Below are 1,992 nucleotides of genomic sequence, written 5' to 3'. Positions count from 1 at the left end.
GCTGCTTTTCTTTAGCCAGTCCTTTTGTCTCTACCCAAGTTTGCCAAGGTGTCTTACCATAACAGTATTTCCCTGAATGTGCTCTTTCCCGATTGTAAAACTCTAGCCAAAGCTCAATATCTTGTTGTATCTCTTTCAGTTCTGTATATATTTTACGTCTAAACATAATATCATAACACTCGGTCTTCATCGTCTTATGGAACCGCTCACATATACCATTCGTTTGCGGACTGTAAGCTTTTGTTTTCGTATGCTCTATATCCTCCAAATTCAGATACAGTTCGTATGCATGACGCTCTTTATGACCGTTATACTCACTTCCTCTATCCGTCAGAATTCGTAAAAGCGCTACCTGCTCATTATCAAAAAATGGTATCACTTTATCATTGAGCATATCCGCAGCAACTAAACTGTTTTTCTCCGTATATACTTTAGCAAACGCCAGTCTTGAATAGGTATCAATAAACGTTTGTTGGTATATTTTCCCAATCCCTTTAATATGACCAACATAATATGTATCTTGTGCGCATAAGTATCCAGGATGCTGGGTCTCAATTTCACCTTGTGCCTCTCGCGCTGCTTTCGCTTTCTCTAAAGCCTGTAGCTGGCTTTCTGTTAACACAAGCCCTTCCTGAGCTACTTTTGTTTCCAGAGCGATCAGTCTTTTTTTGAAGCTTTCTAAATCGTGGCGTAACCAGATTGAACGTACGCCGCTGCCAGAGACCATTATTCCTTGCAGACGTAGCTGATTAGCTACCCGATGTTGCCCATAAGCAGGAAATTCATAAGCCATATTAACGACAGCCTGCTCAATATGAGGCTCTACGCGATTTTTCTCTATAGGTTTTTTGCGACTTATTTCCTGAAGAGCTAATTCTCCGCCCTGTTCATAGAGTTTTTTGAAGCGATAATAGCTGTCGCGACTATATCCCAAGACTTTACAGGCTTGCTGAACATTACCTAACTGTTTAGCGAGTTCTAAAAGACCTAATTTTGGTTTAATTATTTTTGCAGATTGATTCATTACTGACACTCCATTATTGGTTTAAAATACACTAAATGTCAGATTAAATAAAGACTACTACAGCTATAGTGCCTACCAAGGCACGTAAAGCTTGGGCTGTGCAATTACAAGAAAGTCATCCTGTTACTATTGCTATGAGCTGCGCAATTGTTGGCTTAAGCCGCTGTGCTTACTATTATCAACCTAAATTACCGGATGACTCGGTGATTGTGTCAGTACTCAGTGCTATCACTGACAGGCATTTACGCTGGGGCTTTCCCAAGTGTTTTAATCGCATCAGAAAGCTCGGCTATAACTGGAATCATAAACGGGTGTATCGGGTGTATTGTGAATTAAAGCTTAATCTCAGGGTAAAGCGTAAAAAATGCATTCCTCCACGATGCCCAGAAAGACTATCAGCACCCAGTAAACAAGGTGAATGCTGGTCAATGGATTTTATGAGTGACAGCAGTCGCAATCAACGCAGGTTTAGAACTTTCAATGTGATAGATGACTTTAATCGTGAGGCGTTAGGCATTGATATTGCAGTCAGTTTGCCGGCTGGCAGGATTACCCGTTATCTGGATAAACTGGCCGAATATCATGGCTATCCAATCAAAATACGAGTAGATAATGGACCGGAATTCACCGGAAATACGTTTACTAACTGGGCAAAATCACATGATATAACCATAGATTATATTCAACCAGGCAGTCCATATCAAAACGGGTATATTGAACGATTTAATCGTACCTATCGCACAGAGGTACTAGATTTATATCTATTTAATAATCTGGAACAAGCAAGAAAGGTAACCGAAGAATGGCTAACCAGTTATAACACCGAAAGGCCTCATGAAGCATTAAATAATATGACGCCGATTGAGTATAAAACCCTAAGACAAGCAGTATTATTTTCTACTTGAAGCTTGTACTAAGTTTGGGGTATTTACAAACATCCTGGTTACTTATGCGCACAAGATACATAT

Annotated in this window: 2 protein-coding genes; one reads left to right on the top strand and one right to left on the bottom strand. The window is 39.9% G+C overall.

Annotated elements, in window-relative coordinates:
- The coding region (locus BGI33_RS09380; RefSeq protein ID WP_100090938.1) for an IS481 family transposase at positions 1–1,024 on the bottom strand (1,024 nt) is incomplete at its 3' end.
- Positions 1,025–1,092: 68 nt separating this feature from the next.
- On the opposite strand from BGI33_RS09380, the gene BGI33_RS09375 reads away from it, so the two are divergent.
- A complete protein-coding gene (locus tag BGI33_RS09375; protein WP_100090937.1) occupies positions 1,093–1,929 on the top strand; it encodes an IS3 family transposase in 837 nt (278 codons plus the stop codon).
- The last annotated feature ends 63 nt before the right edge of the window (positions 1,930–1,992 follow it).

It is taken from the genome of Snodgrassella alvi (assembly GCF_002777425.1).
GTDB lineage: Bacteria > Pseudomonadota > Gammaproteobacteria > Burkholderiales > Neisseriaceae > Snodgrassella > Snodgrassella alvi_B.
The sequence above is the reverse complement of the archived record's forward strand: the minus strand, read 5'-3'. Positions and strand labels throughout refer to the sequence as shown.